General features: G+C 64.0%; 19 protein-coding genes. 9 read left to right on the forward strand and 10 right to left on the reverse strand.

Annotated features, from left to right (window positions below):
• The first annotated feature begins 12 nt into the window (after positions 1-12).
• On the forward strand, positions 13-855 hold the full coding sequence (locus tag KQI17_RS08240) for an HAD-IIB family hydrolase (protein ID WP_216495701.1): 843 nt from the start codon (positions 13-15) through the stop codon (positions 853-855).
• Between the two features lie 223 nt (positions 856-1078).
• Here KQI17_RS08240 and KQI17_RS13820 read toward each other — a convergent pair whose 3' ends face one another.
• From KQI17_RS13820 to rlmB, 4 genes are all read right to left on the reverse strand, one after another.
• Positions 1079-1528, reverse strand: coding sequence for a type IV pilin protein (locus KQI17_RS13820; RefSeq protein ID WP_305798519.1), 450 nt, complete (start codon positions 1526-1528; stop codon positions 1079-1081).
• 138 nt (positions 1529-1666) lie between these two features.
• Positions 1667-3730, reverse strand: a complete 2064-nt coding sequence (fusA, locus tag KQI17_RS08250; RefSeq protein ID WP_216495702.1) for an elongation factor G — start codon at positions 3728-3730, stop codon at positions 1667-1669.
• Between the two features lie 134 nt (positions 3731-3864).
• Complete coding sequence (locus KQI17_RS08255) at positions 3865-6009, reverse strand: hypothetical protein (RefSeq protein WP_216495703.1); 2145 nt, start codon at positions 6007-6009, stop codon at positions 3865-3867.
• A 27-nt stretch (positions 6010-6036) separates the two neighbouring features.
• Positions 6037-6891 (reverse strand): 23S rRNA (guanosine(2251)-2'-O)-methyltransferase RlmB, encoded by an 855-nt coding sequence (gene rlmB, locus KQI17_RS08260; RefSeq protein ID WP_216495704.1) that lies wholly within the window; start codon positions 6889-6891, stop codon positions 6037-6039.
• 211 nt (positions 6892-7102) lie between these two features.
• On the opposite strand from rlmB, the gene ftsH reads away from it, so the two are divergent.
• Together ftsH and KQI17_RS08270 are read left to right on the forward strand one after the other, a co-directional pair.
• Entirely contained in the window at positions 7103-9262 is a 2160-nt protein-coding gene (ftsH, locus tag KQI17_RS08265) for an ATP-dependent zinc metalloprotease FtsH (RefSeq protein WP_216495705.1), read from the forward strand.
• A 49-nt stretch (positions 9263-9311) separates the two neighbouring features.
• The gene (locus KQI17_RS08270; protein ID WP_216495706.1) at positions 9312-9830 is read left to right on the forward strand and encodes a hypothetical protein; all 519 of its coding nucleotides are present in this window, start codon (positions 9312-9314) and stop codon (positions 9828-9830) included.
• A gap of 48 nt (positions 9831-9878) precedes the next feature.
• Here KQI17_RS08270 and KQI17_RS08275 read toward each other — a convergent pair whose 3' ends face one another.
• The 3 genes from KQI17_RS08275 to KQI17_RS08285 are packed head-to-tail and all read right to left on the reverse strand — an operon-like array spanning position 9879 to position 13262.
• Positions 9879-10703 (reverse strand): DUF368 domain-containing protein, encoded by an 825-nt coding sequence (locus KQI17_RS08275; RefSeq protein ID WP_216495707.1) that lies wholly within the window; start codon positions 10701-10703, stop codon positions 9879-9881.
• Positions 10704-10705: 2 nt separating this feature from the next.
• A complete protein-coding gene (locus KQI17_RS08280) occupies positions 10706-11677 on the reverse strand; it encodes a D-2-hydroxyacid dehydrogenase (RefSeq protein WP_216495708.1) in 972 nt (323 codons plus the stop codon).
• Positions 11670-13262, reverse strand: coding sequence for an NAD(P)/FAD-dependent oxidoreductase (locus tag KQI17_RS08285; protein ID WP_216495709.1), 1593 nt, complete (start codon positions 13260-13262; stop codon positions 11670-11672). The genes KQI17_RS08280 and KQI17_RS08285 overlap by 8 nt, the downstream gene beginning before the upstream one ends.
• Positions 13263-13485: 223 nt before the next feature.
• Here KQI17_RS08285 and KQI17_RS08290 point away from each other — a divergent pair, with 223 nt between their 5' ends.
• The 6 genes from KQI17_RS08290 to KQI17_RS08315 all read left to right on the forward strand — a co-directional run bounded on the left by KQI17_RS08290 (position 13486) and on the right by KQI17_RS08315 (position 18921).
• Positions 13486-14892 (forward strand): S1C family serine protease, encoded by a 1407-nt coding sequence (locus KQI17_RS08290; RefSeq protein ID WP_216495710.1) that lies wholly within the window; start codon positions 13486-13488, stop codon positions 14890-14892.
• A gap of 124 nt (positions 14893-15016) precedes the next feature.
• A complete protein-coding gene (dusB, locus tag KQI17_RS08295; RefSeq protein WP_371821977.1) occupies positions 15017-16009 on the forward strand; it encodes a tRNA dihydrouridine synthase DusB in 993 nt (330 codons plus the stop codon).
• A gap of 15 nt (positions 16010-16024) precedes the next feature.
• The gene (locus tag KQI17_RS08300) at positions 16025-16645 is read left to right on the forward strand and encodes an RNA polymerase sigma factor (protein ID WP_216495711.1); all 621 of its coding nucleotides are present in this window, start codon (positions 16025-16027) and stop codon (positions 16643-16645) included.
• Entirely contained in the window at positions 16642-17529 is an 888-nt protein-coding gene (locus tag KQI17_RS08305; protein ID WP_216495712.1) for an anti-sigma factor, read from the forward strand. Before KQI17_RS08300 ends, KQI17_RS08305 begins: the two co-directional genes overlap by 4 nt.
• Complete coding sequence (gene lspA / locus KQI17_RS08310) at positions 17526-18038, forward strand: signal peptidase II (protein WP_216495713.1); 513 nt, start codon at positions 17526-17528, stop codon at positions 18036-18038. The genes KQI17_RS08305 and lspA overlap by 4 nt, the downstream gene beginning before the upstream one ends.
• On the forward strand, positions 18010-18921 hold the full coding sequence (locus tag KQI17_RS08315; RefSeq protein ID WP_216495714.1) for an RluA family pseudouridine synthase: 912 nt from the start codon (positions 18010-18012) through the stop codon (positions 18919-18921). The genes lspA and KQI17_RS08315 overlap by 29 nt, the downstream gene beginning before the upstream one ends.
• 72 nt (positions 18922-18993) lie before the next feature.
• Here KQI17_RS08315 and prmA read toward each other — a convergent pair whose 3' ends face one another.
• The 3 genes from prmA to mnmE form a co-directional block, all read right to left on the reverse strand.
• Positions 18994-19947, reverse strand: coding sequence for a 50S ribosomal protein L11 methyltransferase (gene prmA, locus KQI17_RS08320; RefSeq protein WP_216495715.1), 954 nt, complete (start codon positions 19945-19947; stop codon positions 18994-18996).
• Complete coding sequence (locus tag KQI17_RS08325) at positions 19944-20822, reverse strand: DegV family protein (RefSeq protein ID WP_216495716.1); 879 nt, start codon at positions 20820-20822, stop codon at positions 19944-19946. The genes prmA and KQI17_RS08325 overlap by 4 nt, the downstream gene beginning before the upstream one ends.
• A 129-nt stretch (positions 20823-20951) precedes the next feature.
• Positions 20952-22334, reverse strand: coding sequence for a tRNA uridine-5-carboxymethylaminomethyl(34) synthesis GTPase MnmE (gene mnmE, locus KQI17_RS08330; protein WP_216495717.1), 1383 nt, complete (start codon positions 22332-22334; stop codon positions 20952-20954).
• Positions 22335-22435 lie beyond the last annotated feature (101 nt).

A 22435-nucleotide genomic window follows, 5' to 3' on the forward strand; every position in this document is an offset into this window, starting at 1 on the left:
GAAGGGCCTCCCATGCAGAAATTCGACCATGTGTTGCTCGCCAGCGACTTTGACAACACGCTCGTCTACACCCAGTCCGCGCTCGACAACGGCACCGACATCCCGCCCATGTGTCCGCGCAACCGCGAGGCGCTGGACTACTTCATCCAAAACGGCGGCCTGTTCGCCATCTCCACCGGCCGCGCGCTGCCCGCGTTCATGGACTACGCCAAGGACGTGCCGATGAGCGCGCCGTGCGTCATCGCCAACGGCGCGGCGATCTATGATTTCCGCACGAACGAATACCTCTACACCGCCTTCCTCGGCAAGGCCATCTACGACCACATGGCTGAGGTGCTCGCGCGGTTCCCGACGCTCGCTTTCGAGGTCTACCATGACGACTGCCGCATCCACGCGATGAATCCCAACCGCTACATCCGCAACCACGAGCATCTGACCCGCTCGCCCGTGCAGGTGGTGGAGCGCTTCGCCGACATTGATCTGCCCATCATCAAGATCCTTTTTGAAGAGGACTTTCCGGTGCTTGATGCCGTGCGGACCTTCATCCTCTCGCGCCCGTGGGGGCAGGAGTACGAGCTCATCTACTCCAACGAGCATCTGCTCGAGCTGACCGCCGCCGGCGCGACCAAGGGCGGCATGATCCTGCGGCTCGCGTCGCTCCTCGGCGTGGCGCGCAAGGACATTTACTGCATCGGCGACCACAAAAATGATATTCCGATGCTGGAGGTCTCCGCCGTGCCCTTCGCGCCCGCGAACGCCATTCCCGCCGTACACGAGTTCGGCGCGCACATCGTCTCGCATTGCAGCGACGGCGCGGTGGCCGACGTGGTGGAGTATCTGGATAAGATCTATTGACCGATTTTCAAAGGGGGCTATTCTTACCGTAAGAATAGCCCCCTTTTGAGCCCCCAAGAAGCGCAAGGGCTGCGCCCTTGACCTGCCATTGCGGGTCTTATTCATTTTGAAGCTGCACGCGCTGCGCAAAGGAGTGTGTGCAGCTTTTTTATCGGCTTTCGATCTGGTCTTCGTCTATGTCCGCTCAGCCGCTGCTGCGGCGATGCAAAACAGTCGTTCCGAATTAGCCGAGCGTCAAATCATGCTCGGGATGGTTTTGGGTGCAACAATAGGTGATTTGATAAGCGACCGGTTTGTTATTTTGATCCTCTACTCTTATACAGAAGTAACTTCCTGCTTGGAGTGTCACCTCTTGGTCATTTAAGAAATGGATCGTCTTTACATCGAATAAAAATTTCTGGCCCGATCCTTCAACGGGAATTCCCTGTGTAAAACCCCAATATGGAACCTCTGTATTTGGACGGAGCGTTCCTGTCGTCAGATAATCCGCCTGTAACTCTGCATAGTACGCTCTCACGTTTGCCATATCTGCGGCGACCTTGGCCTTGTGCACCTGACCCTGGTAAACCGGAATGGCAATAGCCACCAGTACGGCGATAATGGCGACGACGATCAGCATCTCCATCAGGGTAAAGCCCTGTTTGTTCTTCATTTTCTTCCACAGTTTTCTCATGGCTCTGTTTCTCTCCTGTGCAGATAAATCAATGGTTGAACTAATCTTATACCACGATTTTCGGTAAAATGCAATCCCCCATTTGAGAAAAAAGAAAGCCGTCTGGAATCGGACGGCTTTCTTTTTACTTCGGGTGAATTATTCCGCTTCCTGCATGGCCTTCGCGGCGGCGACGGCCTTCTCCTGCGCGTCGGCAGAGCACTGCTCATAGCGCACGAAGTGCATGGTGAAGGAGCCGCGGGACTGGGTCATGGAGCGCAGGTCGATGGCGTAGCTCATCAGCTCGGCCTCGGGGCACTCGGCCTCGATGATCTGCTCACCGTCGCCGGTCGGGGTCATGCCCATGACGCGGCCGCGGCGCTTGTTGAGGTCGCCGAGGATATCGCCCATGTACTGATCGGGCACGGTGACCTTCAGCTCGCAGACGGGCTCGAGCAGAACGGGGGACGCCTCGGGCATCGCGGCCTTGTAGGCAAGGTTCGCGGCGGTCTTGAACGCGATTTCGGAGGAGTCGACCGGGTGATAGGAGCCATCGTAGAGCACGCACTTGAGATTGACGACCGGATAGCCGGCGAGCGGGCCGTGGAGCACGGCTTCGCGCAGACCCTTTTCCACGGCGGGGAAGAAGTTCTTGGGCACGCTGCCGCCGAACACTTCCTCGGCGAAGACCATCTCCTCGCTCTCCTCGTTGGGCTCGAAGCGGACCCAGACATCGCCGAACTGGCCGCTGCCGCCGGTCTGCTTCTTATGACGGCCCTGCTTCTGCACGGTCTTGCGGATCTTTTCACGGTAGGGCACGCGCGGGGTGTCGAGCTCGGCGTCCACGCCGAAGCGGGTCTTGAGCTTGCTCACGAGCACGTCGATCTGAATGTCGCCCGCGCCGGAGACGACCATCTGATGGGTCTCGGCGTTGTTGACGACGGTAAAGGTCGGGTCTTCCTCGTTCAGACGGTTGAGGCCGGTGCCGAGCTTTTCCTCCTGACCGCGGGTCTTGGGCGCGATGGCACGGGAGTAGCAGGGCTCGGCGTAGGGCATACCCGCCAGCTTGACGATGCTCTTCGGGTCGCAGAGGGTGTCGCCGGTCTTGACGCGGTCCATCTTGGCGATGGCGCCGATGTCGCCGCAGCAGATCTCCTTGACCTCCTCGTTCTTCTTGCCCTTGAGGGTGTAGAGACGGCCGAGCTTTTCGGTGTTGCCGGTGGTGGTGTCGTAGAGGGACATATCGCCGGTGATCTTGCCGCGGACGACCTTGACCAGAGAGAACTTGCCGTACTGGTCGGAAACGGTCTTGAAGACGATGGCGGCGGTGGCGCCGTTTTCATCGTGAGCGACCTCAACGGCGTTGCCGTCGTCGTCCTGCGCGGCCTCGGCGGGCATATCGGTGGCGACGGGAACGAGATCAAGCACGGTCTGCATCAGCATATCGACGCCGAGACCGGAGATGGCGCTGCCGCAGAGCACGGGAGCGACGCTGCCGTCGCGCACGCCGAGCTTGAGGCCCTTGGCGATCTCCTCGGCAGAGAGCTCCATGGTCTCGAAGAACTTTTCCATCAGCTCCTCATCGGCGCCGGCGGCGGCTTCCATCAGCTCGGCGCGCAGGGCCTCGACCTCGTCGGCGATGTCGGCGGGAATGGCGCACTCGGCAGCCTTGCCGCCCTTGACCTCATAGGCCTTGTTGTGCAGCAGGTCGACGATGCCGGTGACCTTCTTGCTGCCGTCGATGATGGGGGCGACGATGGGCGCGACAGCGGTGCCGAACTTGCCCTTGAGAGCGTCGAAGCAGGCGTTGTAGTCGCTGTTCTCCTCGTCGGTGCGGTTGATGAAGATCATGCGGGGCTTATTGCCGAGCATCTTCCAGGCGCGCTCCGCGCCGACGCTCAGGCCGTCCTTCGCGCCGCAGACCAGCACGGCGCACTCGGCCGCGCGGATACCGGAGAGAACTTCGCCGGCGAAGTCAAAGTTGCCCGGAGTGTCGAGCACGTTGATCTTCACGTTCTTGTACTTCACAGGGGCGACGGCGAGGGAGATGGAGATGTTTCTCTTGATCTCTTCCGCGTCGTAGTCGCAGGTGGTGTTGCCGTCGGTGACCTTGCCGAAGCGGTCGGTGCCGCCGGTCATGAACAGCATACTCTCAGCGAGGGTGGTCTTGCCGCTTCCGCCGTGGCCGAGCAGCACGATGTTGCGAATGTCTTTTGCACTCATAGGGGTTCATGTCTCCTTCCAGATCGTAATTCCCTTGCGGGAAGTCACTTCAACAGCTCAATTATATAATATTCTTTCCGTCAATACAACTATTGTAATTTTAGAAGTTTGATAGCCATTTTTGCTAAAAATGCTCAATAACGGTCCGCCCAGAAGCCCTCGATGAGCGCCGCAAGCGCCCAGAGGAGCAGATAGAGCAGCATCGAGACCGGTGTGAGCGCACTGTACGCGCCGACAAAGGTGAGGTAAAACGCCAGCAGCGCGGACACGGCGCTGCTCCCGAGCGAGAGCACGGCGGCCACGCGCACGGCGTGGACCAGACGCTTGCTGCCGACGGCAATCTCGGCGTAGGGCATCAGCCCCTCGCGGTAGAGCAGCGCATAGGGATGCTCGCCGTCCTTCTCCGAGAGCGCAAGGCGCGTGGAGATGGTGGGATAGACCGCGCGGGCATCGGTGCCGAACTTGCGCTTCAAAAGCGCGGGCGTGATGCTGCCGTCGCGCACGGCGAGCACGGGCGTGATGCGGCTGCGCTTGAGCGCGTGGAGCGCCCAGTCCACATTCTCTGCCGCCGTGTACTTGACGGCGAAAACGGCGATGAGCGTGCCGTCCACGGCGAGGAACGCGCCGGTCTTGAGGCTCAGGCCGCCGGGCATCGTGACGTGCATCTTGCGGCAGAAGGCGGCGGTGCCGAAGAGCACCGTTTCGCCGTGGATAAGGCCGGAGACGCCGCCCTCCTCATAAAAGCTCAGATCGTCGAGCGGCTCGAGTCTTCCGCCCTCGCCCTCCAAAAGCGTGTCGAACAGGCGGCTCAGACCGCTTTGCGAGGCGTGCGCCATCGTGGCGGCGTAGGAGATGACCTTGCCGCTCTCCTCGCCGTAGATCTTCAGCCCGTTCAGGCTGACCGTTCCCGGCGGGAACAGGTCGGTGTCGGTGAGGATGACGCAGTTGCTGCGGCGCAGGCGGTCCGCGCCGACATAGCCCGCCAGCGCGCTGCCGGACTTGACGAAGCGCTTCGTCAGCCGACGCAGCGGCAGAGAATAGCACAGCGGAAAGGCAAGCATATTGATCGCCGTGAGCAGCACGCCCCAGTTCCAGAGGAACAGCAGCCGCTCCCCACGCCGCAGCGTGGAGAGCACGGCAAATACGAGCGAGGCGGCAAGCAGCACGGGCAGCAGCACGCTCTGCCAGTGCGAGGCGGCGTCCTCACGCTGCGCGCAGCGCGAAAAGCCTTGCGCGCTGCCGCGGCGCTTGGCGGCTCCGCCCGTGGTGACGGTGACGAGATAGTCCGGCTCGCCGACCGCGGCGACGCGGAAGGTATCGTACATCGCGCCGAAGAGCAGCGCGCGCCCGAGCAGGGCGCAGCTCATGCCGAGCATGGCGACGGCGTGGAACGGGTCCGTGAGCGCGGCGCGCGCGGGCAGGAAAAAGTCGAGTGCCGTGTCCGCCAGCGTGACGGCGCAGGCGAGCGAGGAGAGCAGCTCATAGGTGACCGTCCTCGCGCGGAGCTGCTCGAAGGCATAAACGAACACATCGCGTCCGAGGACGCAGACAAGAAGCTCGGCAATGAAAAACGGCAGGCAGCTGAGCAGCCTTTCCTCGGCGAACAGCGCAGGCATGACGCCGAAATGGTCGAGCAGCAGCGCGAGCCACGAGAGCGCGGTGACGAGCAGCGCAGCCTGCGCGCTGCGCAGGCCCATGCGCGCATCGTCGCGGTAGTCGGCAGCCAGCTCGCCCGCGTCCGGCTCGGGGGTGTCGTCCCGCTCGCCGAAATCCTCGGTGAAGAAGTCCTCGGGCTCGTCCGGCTCCTCGGGCTGCGGCTCCTCCCCGGACTCGTCGGAATAAAGCCGTTCGGTGTCGCGCAGCCTTCTGCGCGAGAAAAGCCCCCGGCGCTTCGGCGGCAGAAGCTCGACCGGCTCCCCCGCTTCCCCCTCGTCGAGCACGGACTGCACGGTGCTCTCGAGCACCTCCTGCAGGCTCACGGTGTCCTGCGCGGGCGTGGTGGACGATGCCTCGTCCGGCGGCGCGGACGGCTGCGGCTCCGGCGGCTCTGCGGCGGGCGCGGCGGTTTTTCCGATCCGCACGGCGGGCCGCGGCTCGGGCAGCCCGACGTCCTCCGGCTCTGCGGCGGCTTCGGCGCCGTCCTCCCGGGAGCCGAACTCCGCCAGAATGCTCTCGAGCGTCAGGTCCGCGTCGTCCGACGCGCTGCGGGCCGCGCCGCGCAGCAAAAGCTCGGACTCGGCGAGCGTTTGTTCAAATTCTTGATCCTTTTTGTGATCCATGGAAGACCTCGTGAATGGCGGCGCGCGTCAGCCAAGGCGCTGACGCACGGCCTCGTAGAGCAGAATGGCGGCGGCGGCGGAAGCGTTGAGCGAGGAGATGCGGCCCTTCATCGGGATGCTGACGAGGAAGTCGCAGCCCTCGCGCACAAGCCGGCCCATGCCGTCGCCCTCGCTGCCGATGACGATGGCGGCAGGGCCCTTGAGGTCGGCCTCGTACAGGCTCGTGGTCCCCTCGGCGGCGGTGCCGAAGATCCACACGCCCTGCTGCTGCAGCTCCTTCAAAAGCGCCGGAATGTTCGGCACGCGCGCGACGGGCAGATAGCTCACCGCGCCCGCGCTCGTCTTGCCGACGATGCTCGTCAAGCCCGCGCTGCGGCGCTTGGGGATGATGACGCCGTGCGCGCCCGCGCACTCCGCCGTGCGGATGATGGCGCCGAGGTTGTGCGGGTCGCTGATCTCATCGCACACCACGAGCAGAGGAGCCTCCCCACGCTCACGGGCGGCGGAGAGGATGTCCTCCACGCTCGCGTACTCGCGCACGGCGGCGAGGGCGATGACGCCCTGGTGCGCCTTCGTCGCGCTCATGTAGTCGAGCTTGCGGCGGTCGGCCTCGACCACCACCACGCCCGCCGCGCGGGCGGTGGAGGCGATGTGCCCGAGCGTTTTGTCCGTCTCGCCGCGGGCGATGAAGATCTTATCAATGGGCGTGCCGGCGCGCAGCGCCTCGGTCACGGCGTTGCGTCCCTCGATGAGGCCGTCCGCCCCGGCATCGCGCTCGCGCACGGGGACCCTTTCCTCCGCTCTGCGCTCGCGCGGAAATCGCTTTTCCGTGTGGTCGTCCGCGCCGCGCGGCCCGCGCTTTTCTTCGTATTCCTTCGACATAAACCGATCCTCCCGGTCAAAATTCGTATACATAATACACTATAACACAACACGCGGATAAGATAAAGAGGGAAGCGGACAAAAATTCACCGAAAATTCATACCGCGGCGCTTGTGAAACGAGGAGGGGTATGCTAAAATACCATATAATTAACTTGGCAAGCTGTCGCCTGTGCCCGCGCAGGGCCGCAGGCGGAAAGGAACGCAGATACATGGATCAGAACGACAAAAACAAAAGCAACAAGAACAACGACCGCCGCAGGGGCGTGCTGTCGCTGCTCATCTGGGCGCTGGTGCTGACCATCGGCTTCAACTATCTCCTCTCGGCGATGGACACGAAGAAGCTGGCGGAGAGCACCTGCGAGATCCGCTACGACGAATTTCTCGACCTTGTCCGCGACGGCAAGGTCAAGGAGGTCGAGATCGCGGACCGTACGCTCAACATCACGCCCGTGGACGGCTTCACCTACACCGACGCGGACGGCAAGACCTACTCAGGGGACTTCCAGCTCTTCACCACGCAGATCAACGACCCTGAGCTGCGGTCGTTCCTGGATGAAAACGGCGTGGAGTTCGGCAAGCCCTACAAGGCGGAGACCTCGTATCTCGAGATCATCATGCTCAACTACGTCCTGCCCACGGCGCTGATGGTCGGCGCGTTTATCCTGATGATGCGCTTCATCAGCAAAAAGACCGGGGGCGGCGGCTTCGGCGGCCTCGGCAGCGTCGGCAAGTCCAACGCGAAGGTCTACATGGAAAAATCCACCGGCGTTACCTTTGCCGACGTCGCCGGTCAGGACGAGGCGAAGGAATCCCTCGTCGAGATCATCGACTTCCTGCACAATCCCCAGAAGTATACCGACATCGGCGCGAAGCTGCCGCGCGGTGCGCTGCTCGTCGGTCCTCCGGGCACGGGCAAAACGCTGCTCGCCAAGGCGGTCGCGGGTGAAGCGAACGTGCCTTTCTTCTCCATCTCCGGCTCCGGCTTTGTGGAGATGTTCGTAGGCGTCGGCGCGAGCCGCGTGCGCGACCTCTTTGCCGAGGCCTCGAAGGTAGCGCCCTGCATCATCTTCATCGACGAGATCGACGCCATCGGCAAGACGCGCGACACGCGCTTCGGCGGCAACGACGAGCGTGAGCAGACGCTCAACCAGCTGCTTGCTGAGATGGACGGCTTCGACCCCGGCAAGGGCATCATTGTTCTCGCCGCCACCAACCGCCCCGAGGTGCTCGATCAGGCGCTGCTGCGCCCGGGCCGCTTCGACCGCCGCATTACCATCGACCGCCCGAACCTCGCGGGCCGCATCGCCACGCTCGAGGTCCACACCCGCAACATCAAGCTCGGCGAGGACGTCGACCTCAAGAAGGTCGCGCTCGCGACCGCCGGCTGCGTCGGCGCGGACCTTGCCAACATCGTCAACGAGGCGGCGCTGCGCGCCGTGCGCAAGGGCCGCAAGCTCGTCACGCAGGAGGATATGCTCGCCGCGTTCGAGTTCGTCATCGCGGGCAGCGAGAAGAAGAACAGCGTGCTCACCGAGTTTGAAAAGAAGCTCGTCGCCTACCACGAGGTCGGCCACGCGATGGTCGCCTACAGGCAGAAGAACGCCGAGCCCGTGCAGAAGATCACCATTGTGCCCCACACCGAGGGCAGCCTCGGCTACACGCTCCTCATGCCCGAGGAGGACAAGACGAATCTGCGCACCCGCGACGAGCTGATGGCGAAGATCGCCGTCTCCATGGGCGGCCGTGCCGCCGAGGAGGTCATCATGCACACGATGACCAACGGCGCCTCTCAGGACATTCAGGAGGCCACGAACATCGCGCGCAACATGGTCGCCATGTACGGCATGAGCGACGAGTTCGGCATGATGGCGCTCGGCTCCGTGCGCAGCCAGTATCTCGACGGCGGCTACGGTCTCGACTGCGCGCAGGAGACCGCCGCCGTGATGGATAAGGCCGTCAAGGAAATTCTGGAGAAGTGCTACGCCGATGCGGTGAAGGTCATCGAGGAGAATATCGACGATATGCACAAGGTCGTCGCCTATCTTTTGGAGAAGGAGACGATCACCGGCGGCGAGATGGTCGCCATCCTCGAGGGCCGCGATCCCGCGGCGGTGGAGGACGCCTACGCCTCCACGCGCAGGAGCGACAGCGACTTCCGTCCCTCCGTGCCGAGCACCATCGAAGCGCCCGCGCGTCACATTTCCATGACGAGCGAGAAGATCGAAATGCCGCCGCTGGGCGGCGAAGCACCGGACGAGTCCGCCGCATCCGACGCGGAGAACGGCAAGAACGCGGAAACGCCCGCGGAGGAGACCCCTGCGCAGGACGCTCCCGCCGGTAACGGCGCGGAAACGCCCGACCACGAATAAACCGAAAGCGCCGCCCGCAGGCGGCGCTTTTCCGTAAGGAGGAGTTCCCATGAGACAACAGACGAGGGAGCTGGCGCTCGCAAGCGTGCTTGGTGCGCTGGCGGTGCTGTTCCTGTTCCTCGGCGGCGTGCTGCCGCTGGCGCTCTACGCCTGTCCCCTGCTCGCGTCCGCCTGCCTGCTGCCCGTGCGTGAGGAATGCCGCGCGAGCTATCAATGGTGCTGCTTTTTCGCCGCCGCCATTTTGGGATTGCTGCTTGGGCCGGACAAGGAATCCGCGCTGCTCTTCTGCTTTCTGGGCTATTACCCGCTCGTGCAGCCGAGTCTCGACGCGATCGGCAGCCGCGCGCTGCGCTTTCTCACGAAGCTCGGGCTATACGTTCTCGCCGTCGGCGCGATGTACGCGCTGCTCGTCTTTGTGTTCCGGCTCGACGCGGTAACGGCAGAGCTGGCGGCAACCGCCCCGTGGCTCATCGCGGCGACCTTTGCGCTCGGCGCGGTGCTGCTCTTTCTCTATGACGAGCTGCTGCGCCGCTTCGCGCGGCTGTACCGAAGGAGGAAGAGAGGATAACAAGGAAGTCGGCAGGAGCCATACGGTTCCTGCCGACTTTTTATGTTCTTATGCATCCTCCTTCGGCTGTAGCTTCGCGCTGAGATAGGCTGCGAGCGCGCCGAGGGCGGCGGCAAGCAGGCACAAAAGCGCGTCGCGCGCGCCGTCGTAATGCAGCGGGATGATAACGACCGTCGAGGCCAGCACGATGCCGAACACGGCGTGGTAGAAAAGCGGGTAATGCGCCCGGAAGCACCAGTTCACCACGCGTGCGAGCGTCAGCACGATGAGCGCCATGCCGAGCAGCCACGGCAGGATCACAGCCATGTCGAGCCTTGCAAAGCCCTCGGCCATCGGCGTAAACAGCCCGACCGCCATCAGGATGGAGGAGGACGTCATGCCCGGTACGATCAGGCTCAGGCCCCAAAGCAGGCCGCAGAAGAGAAAGCCGAGGAAGCCCGGGCGCATCGTGTAGAACGCACCGTACTGCGCGTAGAGCAAAACGGCGGAGAGGGCAAGAAAGCTGGCCGCGCAGGAAAGGTACGCGCCGCGTCCGCGCCCCTGCGCGCCCGCCTCGGCCCACAGGCTCGGGAGCGTGCCGAGGATCAGGCCGATGAACAGGCAGGTCGCGAGCTTTTCCGAGCGGTCGAACAGCACAAGGATCAGCCCGCCGCCGCACAGGAAGCCGAGGATCGCGCCGGCGCCGACCGGCAGCAGGAGGGAAAGATGGCGGCGCAGCCCGTTGAACGGGTGGGCGAGCACCTCCATCACCGGCCGGTAGATGCCGAAGATGACCGACAGCACGCCGCCGGAGATGCCCGGCAGGATGCCGCCTGCGCCGATGATGAAGCCCTGCACCAGCCGCAGCAGGACCGTCTTGAGGGGGAAGCCCATTTTTAATAGCCTCTCTTCCGGTCGACCAGATGCGCAAGCGGACGGCCCGCGGCATAGTTTTCCAGATCGTCGCAGAACATCTGCACGCTCTTGTCGCAGGTGTAGCCGAGCGTCATGTTGCCCGCGACGTGCGGCGTGAGCAGCAGATTTTTCGCGCGGCGCAGCGGGTGGTCGGCGGGCAGCGGCTCAGGCACGACCACGTCGAGCGCCGCGCCGGCGAGCCGCCCGGCGTTGAGCGCGTCGCAGAGCGCCTCCTGGTCGATGGCAGTGCCGCGGCCGACGTTCACGACGAAGGCGCTGTTGGGCAGCAGCGCGATGCGCTCGCGCGAGAGGATGCCCACGGTCTCCGCCGTGGAGGGCAGCGCCATCACGAGAAGATCCGTTTCGGGCAAGACGCTGTCCAGCTCCGCGATGGCATGGATGGAGGTGAACGCCGGGTCGGAGGATCTGACCGTGCGGCGCACGCCGGTGATGCACGCGGGATGGAAGGCCTGCGCGCGGCGGGCAAACTCCGTGCCGATGTCGCCCGTGCCGAGCACAGTGATGCGCGCGCCATGCAGCGAGCGGATACCGCCGGAGAGCGTTTCCCAGCCGCCCGCGCGGATGATCTCGGTATACTCCATCTGGCGGCGCAGCAGCATCAGGCAGACCATGATGAGATGCTCGGAGATGGTGGTGCCGTAGGCGCCGGAGGAGTTGGTGAGCCGACAGTCGGGATTCTGGTACAGGCTCTCGTCGCAGAAGCGGTCCACACCCGCCCAGCAGCAGCAATACCACTTGAGGCTTTTCGCGCTGCGGATGACCTTCTGCGAGCAGTGCCCGTAGAGGATCTCACAGTCGTCCACCCTGCCGACCGCTTCGGCGGACGAGGGGAAATACTCGATCTCGTAGCCATATTTGGCTGCCGCCGCGTTGAGCTGACGCTCGTATTTGTCGTTGAGAAAGTCGATGATGACGCCGATCTTTTTAGCCATGCTGAGTGATCTCCTTTATAATTTGTTCCGCGCAGCGCATCCCATCCGCCGCGGCGGAGAGAATGCCGCCGGCATAGCCGGCGCCCTCGCCACAGGGATAGAGCCCGCGCAGAGCGGTTTGATAGGTATCGTCGCGCACGATGCGCACGGGGGAGCTGGAGCGCGTCTCGACCGCGGTGAGCACCGCGTCGGGCGCGGCAAAGCCGTGCAGCTTTTTCTCCAACAGCGGCAGCGCCTCCTCCAGCGCCGCGCAGACGAACGGCGGCAGGCAATCGTGCAGGTCGCACCAGCGCACGGCGGGGCGGTAGGTCGGTGTGACCCTCCCCGGCCCGATCGACGGACGGTGCGCGAGGAAATCGCCGACCGTCTGTGCGGGAGCGGCATAGCCTCCGCCGCCGAGGGCGTAGGCGGCCTCCTCCAGCCGTCGCTGAAAGGCGACGCCCGCGAGCACGTCCGTGCCGCCGAAGTCCTCCGGCGTGACGGAGACGAGCAGCCCGCCGTTGATGTTTTCGCCGTCGCGCGCCAGCTCGCTCATGCCATTCGTGACCACGCGGCCCGCTTCGCTTGCCGCGGCGACGACCTGTCCGCCGGGGCAGACGCAGAACGAGAACACGCCGCGCCCCGCCGCCGTGTGGGCCGAGAGCTTATACGAGGTCGGCGGCAGCGAGGGGTGGCCCGCGTACTGCTTATACTGCTGCACGTCCATATCGCTCTGGCGGTGCTCGATACGCACGCCCACGGCAAAGGGCTTCGGCTCCATCGGGATGCCCGCATCACGCAGCATGGCGAAGGTGTCGCGCGCGCTGTGACCGACCGCGAGCACCGCGTGCTCTGCGGGGAGCGTATACGTTCCGTCGGGAGACGTGACCCGCAGCGCGGCGAGCCGTCCGCCCCTCTGCTCCAGTCCGGTGACCTGATGGTTGAAGCGCACCTCTGCGCCGAGGGAAAGCAGCTCCTGCCGCAGATTTTGCAGCACGATATACAGCCGGTCGGTGCCGATGTGCGGCCTGGCGTCAATAAGAATATCCTCGCTCGCGCCGAACGCGGCGAACTCCTCTAAAATATAGCGGTGGCGGACGTCCTTCGTGCCGGTGTTGAGCTTGCCGTCGGAAAACGTGCCCGCGCCGCCCTCGCCGAACTGGACGTTCGAGTGCTCGTTCAGCTCGCCCGTTGCCCAGAAGCGCTCGACATCGCGCCGTCTCCGCTCGACGCATTCGCCGCGCTCGAGCAGGATGGGCCGCGCGCCGCAGCGGGCGAGCACCAGCGCCGCGAACAGTCCTGCCGGGCCCGCGCCAATCACCACGGGACGCACGGCGGGAGGGGCGATCATCGGCGGCAGCTCGTAAAAGGCGGGCGCGTAGACGCTGACGCTTTTGTTCCTCGCGCGGCGCAGCACTCTTTCCTCGTTCTCGAGCGCGGCGGAAACGGTATAAATAAACGTCACGCCGTCGCGCGCGTCGATGCTGCGGCGGAGAATGTGCAGCGTATGGAGGGGCGCTTTGACACGCAGCGCCGCCGCGGCGCGTTCGTATAATAACGCCTCGCTCTCGCCCGGGGCGAGCTTCAGCCCTTCGATCTTCAGCATGGCAGCGCTCCTTTCGCATCGGGAAATCGGCTTTATTGTAGTATATCCGAATGTCCCGCGCAAGCTATTTTTTCCAATTCGGCCATTCTTCAGGATTTCTTTATGGCCTATTCAAAAAAAGTTCAAAAAAATTCGTTCCGGCTTCACGAAATGGACATAAACAGGGGGTATCATCGGTAGCATCAAAAGAAAAATAAACGCTTCACGGCAAGGAGGCTTATCTATGTATTACGAAGACGAAAACAACCTGTACCATTACAGCTACCGCAAGGGCGACAAGGTGGAGAATGTCCGCGACGTGGACTGCACCGAGGTGCCGAACACCGCGGCAACGGCAGACCCCTGGGAGGAAAAGAAGCCGAAGAAGAATCGGCTGGGGCTGAAGATCGCCGCGCTGGCGCTTGCCTGCGCGCTCATCGGCGGCGCGGCGGGCGCGGGCATCACGCAACACGCCATTACCTCCGCGCACGGCTCGACGCAGATCGAGGTCTCCGACCGTCAGGTCGCCGAGGTCCGCCAGGTCAAGGTGGACGGCAAGCAGCAGCTCACCATGCCCGAGGTCTACGCCGCCAACGTCAACAGCGTCGTGAGCATCAACGTGTCCACCACGACGAATGTCTTCGGCCGCACGACAGAGTCCGCCGCCAGCGGCAGCGGCTTTTTCATCACCAAGGACGGCTACATCCTCACCAACTATCACGTCATCGAGGGTGCGAGCACCGTCAAGGTCACGGCCTACGACGGCACGACCTATGATGCCGCCGTCATCGGCGGCGACGAGGATTACGACATCGCCGTCATCAAGGTCGAGGGCACGAATTTCCAGCCGGTCGTGATCGGAAAGTCCGGCAGCGTGCAGATCGGCGAGACGGTCGCCGCGGTCGGCAACCCGCTCGGCGAGCTGACCTTCTCGATGTCGCAGGGCATCGTCTCCTGCGTGAACCGCGCGATCAATGTGGACGGCAAGCCCTTCAACATGATCCAGGTCGATTGCTCCATCAACCCCGGCAACTCCGGCGGCCCGCTCTTCAACAGCTACGGCGAGGTCATCGGCATCGTGTCCGCGAAGTATTCGAGCTACTCCAACACCACCGTTGAGGGCATCGGCTTCGCCATCCCCATCGACGATGTGCTCGCCATGGTCAAGGACATTATGACCAACGGCTATGTGACCAACAAGGCATACATCGGCATCACGCCCCAGACCATGAACGCACAGATAGCGCAGCAGTTCCGCTACGATGTCACGCAGGGCGTGTTCGTCTGCTCGGTGGAGGAGGGCAGTGCCGCCGAGAAGGCGGGCCTCAGGATGGGCGACGTCATCACCAAGATCGACGACAAGGCCATCACGAGCTATGAGGATCTGGTCGCAGTCAAGAAGGGCTATAGTGCGGGAGACACCGCGACCTTCACCATCTACCGCGAGGGTAAGACGCAGACCGTCGAGCTGACCTTCGACGCCGCCCCGCAGACGCAGGAGACGGCGCAGGACAACAGCCAGCAGCAACAGGGCGGCAATAACGGCAGCAACGGCGGCTATTACTACAATCCCTGGGATTTCTTCAATAGCTTCTTCGGCAACGGCTACTACGGCAGCAGCTATTCCGGCGAGAGCCGCGACGCAGCCTGAGCAAAACAGCATCCGCCATACCGGGGCGGCTCTTCGGAGCCGCCCTTTTTTGCCGCGTTTTGCCGCGCAAAAATAAGGACTTCCGCTTTTGGGAAAGCTGTGGTATAATTTTCTTCTATGAAACATGGAGAAGGAGGGAACGCCCATGCGCATCGGTACAGTAGAGATCAACTCGCAGCTCGCGCTCGCGCCGATGGCAGGCGTGACCGACGCGGCGTTCCGCGAGCTGTGCGCGTCCCTCGGCGCGGGGCTGACGTGCACGGAGCTCGTGAGCTCGAAGGCGCTGTGCTATCAGGATAAAAAGAGCCGCACGCTGCTCGTGCCCTTTCCGGGCGAGCATCCGATGCAGGCGCAGATCTTCGGCAGCGACCCGGTCTGCATGGCGGAGGCCGCCGAGATCGCCATTGAGGCGAGCGGTGCGGACATTCTGGACATCAACATGGGCTGCCCGGTCGGCAAGATCGTCAACAACGGCGACGGCTCGGCGCTGATGCGCGACCCCGAAAAGGCAGCGCGCATCGTCGAGGCGGTGGTCAAGGCGGTAAAGGTTCCGGTCACGGTGAAGATGCGCCGCGGCTGGGACAAGGGCAGCATCAACGCGCCGGAGCTGGCCGTGCTGCTCGAGAGCGTCGGCGTGGCGGGCATCACCGTCCACGGGCGCACCCGCGTGCAGATGTACGGCGGCCAGGCAGACTGGTCGACCATCCGCGCGGTCAAGGAAGCGGTGAAGATCCCCGTTATCGCCAACGGCGATGTTTTTACCCCGGAAAATGCGATAAAAGCCTTGAAGCTCACCGGTGCGGACGCGGTGATGATCGGGCGCGGCTGCTTCGGCAATCCGTGGCTCTTTCAGCAGTGCAGAGCCGCGCTCGCGGGCGAGCCGATCCCGCCGCTGCCGCCGCTTGCCGAGCGCTGCGACGCGCTGGTGCGCCAGATCGAACGCAGCGCGGAGTTCCGCAATGAAAAGGTCGCGCTGCTCGAAGCGCGGCGGCACTACTGCTGGTATCTCAAGGGCGTGAAATACGCCAACTACTATAAAGACCAGATCAACCATATGGAGACGCTTGAGGATCTTTACCGCGTCACGGCGGGCATCAAGCGCGATCTGAGCGACTGAACACACGGAGCGGACATGAACGAAAGTGAACTGATCCAAGCCGCGCGCGGCGGCGACGAGGCAGCCTTTGAACAGCTCGTCCGGCTGCATGAGAAGAAAATATACAACCTCTGCCTGCGTATGTGCGGCAGCAGCGAGGACGCGGCGGAGGCCGCGCAGGATACCTTCCTCGCCCTCTGGCGCGGACTGGAGGGCTTCCGCGAGGACGCGGCGCTGTCCACCTGGCTCTACCGTCTGGCGAGCAACGCCTGCATCGACCTGCTGCGGCGTAACAAACGCACGGTGGACGGCATATCGCTCGACGACGAGGACGTACACCTTGAGGTGCGCGACCGTGCGCCCACGCCGGAGGAGCACGTCGAGGGTCGGGAGACGCAGCGGCTGGTGCGCGAGGGGCTTGCCGCGCTGCCGGAGGATTACCGGCGCGTGCTCGTGCTGCGCGAGCTGCACCAGCTCAGCTATGCGGAGATCTGCGAGGTCACGGAGCTGGAGCTCGGCACGGTGAAGAGCCGCATCAACCGCGCGCGGCTGCTGCTGCGAAATTATTTGGCGGCAGACGGGAACTTTTTTGAAAAGTCAGCGTCAAAGGTTACAGAATGTAATCGAACTGTCGGAGGGGAGAGGAACGCAAGATGAAAAAATGTGAAGAATTTGCGCCGCTGCTCTCGGCCTATTTTGACGGAGAGCTGACGGAGGAGGAGAACGCGGCAGTGCGCGCGCATCTCGGCGAATGTGAGGACTGCCGCGCACGGCTGGACGAATACGCGCAGTTATCCGGCGCGATGCTCGCTCTCGGCGATGAGGACGTGCCGGAGGGCTTTACGGCGCGCGTGATGGACGCGGTGCGCGCGGAGAAGGCGGCAATGCCGCGGATGAAAAAGCCGAGCGCATGGCGCCGCTGGATGCCGATGGCGGCCTGCGCGGCGATCGTCGCGCTCGCGGCGGCGGTAACGATCCCGCGAACGGAAATGAAGCAGGAAACAACCAGCGCTGCGCCGGATACGCCCGCCGCACAGGAGGATCAGGCGATGTTTTCGATGGCGGCGCCGCCCAGCGATCCGCTGCCCGATACGGATGCCGAGGTGGAATATCCCGAGCAGCGCTGTGAAACGGTGCAGTCCAGCCCGTATTATGACCACCAGCTTGGCGGCGCGGCAGCGGACAGAGCCAAGATCGCGGGCGCATCCGACGGCACGGAAAACGGCAGCCCCGAGCAGGAATACTACTGCGAGACCGTTCCCATCGGCGAGAGCGGCGAGGAGGGCAGCCTGCTCACCGCGTGGTACGATCCCGTGGTGCTTGAGCTGTACGGCGCGGGCGCGACGGACTATGTGCTCTCAAGCGGCGGCGTGAAGGACGGCGACGCGGGCTTTTACTACGCCCCCATCGCCGCGCTGCGCGACCTGCCGGAGGGCCTCGGCATGAGGCAGGCGCAGGTGGAAACGCTCGCACTTGCCCCCGCGGACGCGGAGTGGGTGCTCGTCTATCCCAATGACTTCAGCGAGGTGCCGCAGCCGTGAAGAAGCATTCGCTGTGGCTCTGCCCTTTGGCTATCGCGGCCATCGTCGCACTGGACCAGTGGGTGAAGGCCTATATCGTGACCCATTTCGCCGTGGGCGAGAGCGCGGAGTTTCTCCCGCGGCTGCTGCGGCTGCACTATGTGCGCAATTTCGGCGCGGCATGGTCGAGCTTTTCCGGCGAGCGCTGGCTGCTCATCGGCGTGACGGGCGTGGGGATGCTCGCGCTCGCATGGCTGCTCGCGCGGATCGTGCGGCACCCGCTCGGCGTGTGGTCGCTGACCGCCGTGATCGGCGGCGGCGTGGGAAATCTTATTGACCGCGTTCGCCTCGGCTATGTGGTGGATATGCTCGACTGCACGTTCATCGAGTTTCCGGTTTTCAACGTTGCGGACTGCTTTGTGGTCTGCGGCACCATCGCGGCACTCGTTTACTACATTTGGATCTACCCGAACACCGACGCGAAGAATTGGGAGAAGGACCATGGAACCGATCCGGCTCAGGGCAAGTGAAGAAAGCAAAAATCAAAGGCTCGACGCATTTCTTGCGTCGAGCCTTGACGGCTTGACCCGCTCGCAGGCGACGCGGCTCATCGAGAGCGGCGAGGTCGCGGTGGATGGGAAGTCCGTCAGCAAAAGCTATAAGCTCGCGGGCGGCGAGGACATCGCCGTGACGCTGCCCGAGCCGGAGCCGGTCGAGGCCGTGCCGCAGGACATTCCGCTCGATGTGGTGTACGAGGATGCGGACGTGATCGTGGTCAACAAGCCCAGCGGCATGGTCGTCCACCCCGCGCCGGGGCACCCGGACGGCACGCTCGTCAACGCGCTGCTGTACCATTGCGCGGGAACGCTCTCGGGCATCGGCGGCGCGCTGCGCCCGGGCATCGTCCACCGCATCGACCGCGACACGAGCGGTCTCATCATCGCGGCGAAGAACGACGCGGCGCACCAGTACCTCTCCGTGCAGCTCGCCGACCACACGCTCGCGCGCACCTACGAGTGCATCGTTGTGGGCGCTCTGCGCGAGGACCGCGGCACGGTGGACGCGCCCATCGCGCGCCATCCGACCGACCGCAAGCGCATGGCGGTGGTCGCCGGCGGGCGCGAGGCGGTCACGCATTGGGAGGTCATCGCCCGCTATCCGGGCTATACCCACGTCCGCTGCCGGCTCGAAACGGGACGCACGCACCAGATCCGCGTCCACATGGCCTACATCGGGCATCCCATTCTCGGCGACACGGTATACGGTGCAAAGAAGGAGGTCCCCGGCCTGACGGGGCAATGCCTGCACGCGGTCGGCCTGCGCTTTCTCCATCCGCGCACGCACGAGGTCGTGGAGCTTTCCTGTCCCCTGCCGGATGAATTTACAAGGATGCTGCAAAAAATCAGGAAATAAATTGCACGCGATACGGCACCAAACACGGGGAGCGTTCTCTATGACAGAGAACGCTCCTCTTTTGCTGTGCTGTTATTTGCACAAATATGAGAACCAGCCCTCGCTCTCGCGGGCCTCCATGATCGCCCAGCCCGCAAGACGCAGCGCGTCCGCGACCTCGACCGCGCGGTCGTCGATGATGCCCGAGCAGAGGAACAGCCCACCCTTTTTCAGCAGCGGCCGCACCTGCGGCGCGAGCGCGATGATGACGTCCGCCACGATGTTCGCCACGACGATATCATAGTCTCCGCTGAACTCGCGCGCGAGCCTTTTGTCGCTGAGCACATCGCCCGCGCGGACGGTGTAGTGCTCCCGCCCGATGCCGTTGAGCGCGGCATTCTCGTAGGCAACGCCCACGCACTTGTCATCGATGTCGCAGGCGAAGGCGTCCTCCGCGCCCAGCAGCAGCGCCGCAATGGAGAGGATGCCGCTGCCGCAGCCGAGGTCGAGCACCTTTTCGCCGCCGCGAATGTGCTTTTCGAGTGCCTGAAGGCACAGGCGTGTGGTCGCGTGGCTGCCCGTGCCGAAGGTCAGCCCGGGATTCAGGATGAGCTTCACGCGCTCCGTCGGCTTCGCCTGCTCCCACTCGGGAATGACCAGCAGGCGCTCGCCGATCTCCATGGGCTTATAGAACTGCTTCCAGTTGTTCTCCCAGTCGGCGTCCTCCACGTTTTCCATCGTGAGGAGCAGCGGCGCGTATTCGGGATGCTGCTTCTTGAGCGCCGAGAGCGCGATGCGCACCTGCGCCAGCGTGGAAAAACCGCTCTCGCTTTCTTCGAGGTAGAAGGTCACGCGGCATTTGCCGTGCTTCTCCGCCAGCAGCTCATCGTCCACATAGTCCCAATACTGGTGGTTGTTTTCGAGAAAATCCTTGAAGTCCGCCTCGTCGTCGATGACAAGGCCCTCGACGCCCTGCTCGCGCAGCAGCTCGCTGACCGGCTCCAGACCGGCACGGGCGGTGTCGATATGCAGCTCCAGCCACTTCATCGCTGCGTCCCCACGAAGAACAGCCCCAGCGTGCCGCAGCCGGTGTGCGCGCCGATCACGGGGCCGATGAAGTCCGCGCGGACGTCCGTCACGCCGAAGCGCTCCTCCAGCAGCTCCTTGACGTATGCCACGGAGTCGGGGCAGTTGGCGTGGCAGATGAACAAGGGCTGGTTCTTGTCCGGCTCGACGCCCAGCTCCTCCACCTTGTCGACCAGCGCCTTGAGCGCAGCCCTCGTGCCGCGCGCCTTGCTCATGGGAATGAGCCTGCCCTCGCTGTCGGTGTGCATGACGGGCTTAATGCCCAGCATCGTGCCGACGAAAGCCGCCGTGGCGCTCACGCGGCCGCCGCGCTTGAGGTGGTTGAGATCGTCCACGATGAACCAGTGGCATTGGGTCTGGAGGATGCTCCTCACATATGCCGCCAGCGTCTCGATGTCGGGGCTGCTCCTCCGGCGCTCCTGCACCGTGCGGTAGAGCAGCATTCCCTGTCCGCGCGAGGCGGAGAGGGAGTCGATGACAACGATCTTCGCGTCGGGGTACTCGCTTTTCAGGTCCTCCGCCGCGATGCAGGCGGACTGGTAGGTGGTGGACAGCGCGCCGGAGAAGCAGATGCACAGGATATCCTTGCCCGCGTCGAGCGCCCTGCGCATCGCCTCGTCGAACTGGCCGACATTGGCGGCGGCGGTGGTGCTGTTCTCGCCCGCAGCGATCTTCGCGAAAAATTCCTCGGGGGACATCTCGGCATGGTCAGGCGTGTTGAGATAGGTTTTGCCGTTGATCGTAAAGGAAAGCGGCAGAACGGTAAGCCCGAGCTCGTCGACCTCCTGCTGGTTCAGGTCGCAGCAGCTGTCGGTCATGATAATATAGTCACGCATGGCGTTCCTTTCCGGGCCGCAGACAAACGGCCCCTTTTGGGGAATAGAGTCGATTCTTCCTTAGAATGGCAGTATTGTAGCAGAACGTTAAGATAATATCAATAATTTTCTGTAAACAATGCTTTCCGTTCACTTTCCGACGCAGAAGCGTTCAAAAATGCGCGTCACCATGTCCTCGCGCGCCGTGCGGCCGGTCAGCTCGCCGAGCGCGTCAAGCGCGCCCTCGGCCTCGGTGAGCACCACGTCGGGCGTCAGCCCGGCGGTGAGCGCCTCGTGCGCCGCACGGACGCTCTCGAGCGCACGGCGGATGGCTTCGGCCTGTCGGGCGTTGGTGAGCAGCGTGCCGCCCGCGGGAACGCCGGCAGGAAAGCAGTCTCCGATCGTGGCGATCAACGCATCCAGCCCGCCGGGCATTACGGAATTAAAGGAGACCAGATGCTCCGGCGCAGGCGCGCCGTCCGGCAGTCTCCAAACGGCGGTCTTTACGGCGGGGTTTCGATCGTCCTTGCTGATGGCCAGAATCCAATGCGGCGCTCGGGCGGCAAGCGCGAGAATGTCTGGCTCCACAGTGAGCGGCGTATGGCTGCCGTCCGCTACCACGATCACCAGATCGGCGCTCTCGACCGCGCGGCGCGAGCGCTCCACGCCGAGCCGCTCCACGGCGTCGTCTGTCTCGCGGATGCCCGCCGTGTCGATGAGCCGCAGCAGCGCGCCGCCGACCACCGCCTTCTCCTCCACGGTGTCGCGCGTCGTGCCGGGAAGGTCGGTGACGATGGCGCGGTCGTAGCCCACGAGCGCGTTGAGCAGCGAGCTTTTGCCCGCGTTCGGCGCGCCGACGATGGCGGTCGCTGCGCCGCTTTTGAGCACGCGTCCGCGCGCAAAGGTGCCGAGCAGCGCCGCGAGCGTTTGTTTGCTCTCCGTGAGCGTCCGCTCCGTCTCGGCAAGCGTCAGGTCCTCGATGTCCTCGTCTGGGTAGTCCACCACGGCGTAGAAGCGGCTGGTGAGGCTCAGCAGCGCGTCGTAGACCTGTTCGAGCGGGCGGCGCAGCGCGCCGTCCACCTGGGCGGCGGCGTTCCGCGCCGCCTCGGCGGTCTCGGCGTCAATGAGGTCGATGACCGCCTCTGCCTCGGTGAGGTCCATTTTGCCGTTCAGAAACGCGCGCTCGGTAAACTCTCCCGCCCGCGCCTGCCGTGCGCCTGCGGCAAACGCGGCACGCAGGACCTCCTGCAAAACGACCGGCGAGCCGTGGCAGTGCAGCTCCGCGCTCTCCTCGCCCGTGTAGCTGTCTCCGGCGGAGAACACCACCGCCAGCGCGTGGTCGAGCGTGCGGCCCTCGGCGTCGCGCACCGTGCCGTAGGTCATGCGCCGCGGCAGAAGCTCCGCAGCCGAGCGACCGTTCACCGGCGTGAACAGCGCTGCGAGCACGCGCCGGGTCTCCGCGCCGCTCAGGCGCACGATGCCGACCGCGGCGGCCGCGGGCGCGGTGGCGATGGCAGCAATGGTGTTGGGCATAAGACGACCTCCTTGATGATAGCCGATATTTGTCGATATGATACCACAAAACGGAAAAATTGAAAAGGGGCACGGCGCAGCCGTGTCCCTCTTTTTGACGC

Origin of the sequence: Oscillibacter sp. MSJ-31 (assembly GCF_018918025.1) — a bacterium.
Taxonomy (GTDB): Bacteria; Bacillota; Clostridia; order Oscillospirales; family Oscillospiraceae; genus Hominicoprocola.